We start from the raw sequence: 3,405 nt of genomic DNA, 5'->3' as shown, positions 1-3,405 counted from the left end.
TCCGCGGGCGGCCGCTGCTGATCAACGTCTGGGCCAGCTGGTGCGGCCCGTGCGTGGAAGAAATGCCCGCGCTGACCGCGTTTGCCGCCGGCCAGGGCGCCGGCGGGGTGCAGGTGCTCGGGCTGGCGCTGGATACGCCCGAGGGCGTGCGCGATTTCCTGAACCGCATTCCGGTCGCCTACCCGATCGTGCTCGAGACGCCCGGGCCGGCCGATGCCAGCGTGCGGCTGGGCAACGCCCAGGGCCTGCTGCCGTACTCGGTGCTGGTCGATGCGCAGGGACGGATCGTGAAACAGAAGCTGGGGCCGTTCGCGGCCGGTGAGATCGAGGCCTGGGCGAGGCACTGAAGTCAGCGCGGGGACGATCCACCGTCCCCGCGTGCACGTGTCTGTGCTGTCGGCCGGCTTACCCGAACCAGCGACGCAGATAGCGCGCGGTGGCGCCCTGCGCGGCACGGCTGACCTGCGCGGGGATGCCTTCGGCCACGATGCGGCCGCCCTCTTCGCCTGCACCCGGCCCCACATCGATCACCCAGTCCGCGTCGGCGACCACGCGCAGGTCATGCTCGACCACCACGACCGTGTTGCCCGCATCGACCAGCCCGTGCAGCTGCGTCATCAACTTGTCCACGTCGGCCGGATGCAGGCCGGTGGTCGGCTCGTCCAGCACATACAGGCTGTTGCCGTGCTGGCTGCGCTGCAGCTCGGTGGCCAGTTTGATGCGCTGCGCCTCGCCACCGGACAATTCCGTCGCCGGCTGGCCCAGGCGCAGATAGCCCAGGCCGATATCCCGCAATAGCTGCAGCGGGCGCTGCACCGGCGGCTCGTCGGCGAAGAAGGCCAACGCCTCCTCCACCGTCATCGCCAGCACCTGCGCGATGTTGCGGCCGTTCCACTGCACCTCCAGCGTCCTGGCGTTGTAGCGCTGGCCATGACAGGTGGGGCATGGCGCGTAGACGCTGGGCATGAACAGCAGTTCGACATGGACGAAACCTTCGCCCTCGCAGGTCTCGCAGCGCCCGGCGGCGACGTTGAACGAGAAACGACCCACGCTGTAGCGGCGCGCCTTGGCCGCGCGCGTGCCGGCGAACAGCTTGCGCACATGATCGAACAGGCCCGTATAGGTGGCCAGGTTGGAGCGCGGCGTGCGACCGATCGGCTTCTGGTCGACGTTGACCAGGCGCTTGACCGCCTTGGCGCCGTTCAACCGGCCGCGGGTACGTTCGATGCGGCTGGGCTGCGGCAGTTCGCTGTCGTTGTCCTCGATCACCGGCTCCTGCCCCAGGTGTTCGCCGACCAGCTCGACCAGGGCCTGGCTCACCAGGCTGGACTTGCCGGAGCCGGACACGCCGGTCACCGCCGTGAACGCGCCCAGCGGAAAGCGCGCGTCCACGCCATGCAGATTGTTGCGATGGATGCCCTGCAGGCCCAGCCAACCGGACGGCGCCCGCGGCGTGCGGCGTGGTCCGTGATCGTCCTCGAACAGATAGGGCGCGGTCACCGAGGCCTTGATGGCGCGCAGGCCTTCGGGGGGCCCGCTGTAGAGCACCTGGCCGCCGTGCTGGCCGGCGCCCGGGCCGACGTCCACCAGCCAGTCCGCGCGGCGCAGCATCTCCAGATCATGCTCGACCACGAACAAGGTATTGCCGCCGGCCTTGAGCTGCGCCAATGCGTCGTACAGGGCCTCGCCGTCGGCCGGATGCAGGCCGGCAGTCGGTTCATCCAGCACGTAGACCACGCCGAACAGGCTGGAGCGGATCTGCGTCGCCAGGCGCAGGCGCTGCAGCTCGCCCGGCGACAATGTCGGCGTGGCGCGATCCATCGACAGATAGCCCAGGCCGAGCGACTGCAGCGTGCCGATCCGCTCGACCAGATCATGCGCGATGCGCTGGGCGGCGATGCGTTTCTCCTCGGACAGATCCGGCGTGCGGCGTACGTCGCTGCCGCCGGCATGCGGGTTGCCGCCGGCCGCCACGCGCTTGGCGGTGGCCTGGCGGCCGGCGCTGCGGCTGCGCGTGGCCGTGGCTTTCGGTGCGTCGAAGCGGCCTTCCGCGGCGGGCCGCAGTGCCTGCGCCATGGCGCTCAGCGGCAGCTGGGACAGCGTCCCGATATCCATACCGGCGAACGTCACCGACAGTGCCTCGCGCTTCAGTCGACGGCCATCGCAGACCGGGCACTGCGCGCCGATCATGTAGCGCGCCACGCGTTTTTTCATCATCGCGCTCTGCGTGGTCGCAAACGTATGCAGCACGTAGCGGCGCGCGCCGCTGAAGGTGCCCATGTAGCTGGGCTCTTCCTTGCGGCGCAGGGCCGCGCGGGTCTCGGCCGGGGTAAAGCCGGCATAGACCGGCACCACCGGTTGTTCCTCGGTGAACAGGATCCAGTCGCGCTGCTTCTTGGGCAGGTCGCGCCAGGGAACATCCACGTCGTAGCCGAGCGTCACCAGGATGTCGCGCTGGTTCTGCCCGTGCCACGCCGGCGGCCATGCGGCGATGGCGCGCTCGCGGATGCTCAGCGACGGATCGGGCACCATCGACTGCTCGGTGACTTCATACACGTAGCCCAGGCCATGACAGTTCGGGCACGCCCCCTGCGGCGTGTTCGGCGAGAAATCCTCGGCGTACAACATGGGCTGCCGTGCCGGATAGGTACCCGCACGCGAGTACAGCATCCGCAGCAGGCTGGACAGGGTGGTGACGCTGCCGACGCTGGAGCGCACGCTGGCGGTGCCGCGCTGCTGCTGCAGGGCCACGGCCGGCGGCAGGCCTTCGATGGCATCCACATCGGGCACGCCGACCTGGTCGATCAACCGGCGTGCGTAGGGCGACAGGGATTCCAGGTAACGCCGCTGCGCCTCGGCGTACAGCGTCCCGAAGGCCAGCGAGGACTTCCCCGAACCGGAGATGCCGGAGAACACCACCAGCGCATCGCGTGGAATGTCGACATCCACGTTCCTGAGGTTGTGTTCGCGTGCGCCCCGGACCCGCACGAAGGCCTCCGGGGAAGTGCTGGGCGACGGGCGGCGCGGGCGCGTGGAAGTCTTCATGGATGAAGGATAGCGAACCACAGCGCCAGCTCGCCGCCGGTGAAGACCGGTGAGCACCGCGTTGACGCGACGGTCATGCGGCCGCCGACATGCGCGCCCCTGGCGTCGGGATCACCACGAACGCATCGACGGCGTCGCCCAGCACGGTCGCCTGCCGTTCCAGCGCGCGGGCCGAGGCGGAGGCCTCTTCGACCAGCGCGGCATTCTGCTGGGTGCTCCCATCCATCTGCAGCAGGGTCTGGCTCACCTGCTCGATGCCCACCGTCTGCTGCTGCGACGCCGCGGAAGGCATCGCCGCCCTCAACACCCGTGTGGACGAAATGGGGCGCGGCGATGCCGGCCTGCGTGCGCAACTGGAGG

General features: G+C 69.6%; 3 protein-coding genes. 1 reads left to right on the top strand and 2 read right to left on the bottom strand.

Annotated features, from left to right (window positions below):
- On the top strand, positions 1-347 hold a 347-nt coding region (locus ACLFKU_RS42830; protein WP_410853268.1), incomplete at its 5' end, for a TlpA family protein disulfide reductase.
- A gap of 58 nt (positions 348-405) precedes the next feature.
- Here ACLFKU_RS42830 and ACLFKU_RS42825 read toward each other — a convergent pair.
- Together ACLFKU_RS42825 and ACLFKU_RS42820 are read right to left on the bottom strand one after the other, a co-directional pair.
- Positions 406-3,045, bottom strand: coding sequence for an excinuclease ABC subunit A (locus tag ACLFKU_RS42825; RefSeq protein ID WP_410853267.1), 2,640 nt, complete (start codon positions 3,043-3,045; stop codon positions 406-408).
- Between the two features lie 73 nt (positions 3,046-3,118).
- Positions 3,119-3,307 (bottom strand): hypothetical protein, encoded by a 189-nt coding sequence (locus ACLFKU_RS42820; RefSeq protein WP_410853266.1) that lies wholly within the window; start codon positions 3,305-3,307, stop codon positions 3,119-3,121.
- Positions 3,308-3,405: the final 98 nt, after the last annotated feature.

It is taken from the genome of Paraburkholderia sp. EG304 (genome assembly GCF_046543485.1).
Classification (GTDB): Bacteria; Pseudomonadota; Gammaproteobacteria; order Burkholderiales; family Burkholderiaceae; genus Paraburkholderia; species Paraburkholderia youngii.
This window is presented reverse-complemented; position numbering and strand designations above follow the sequence as displayed.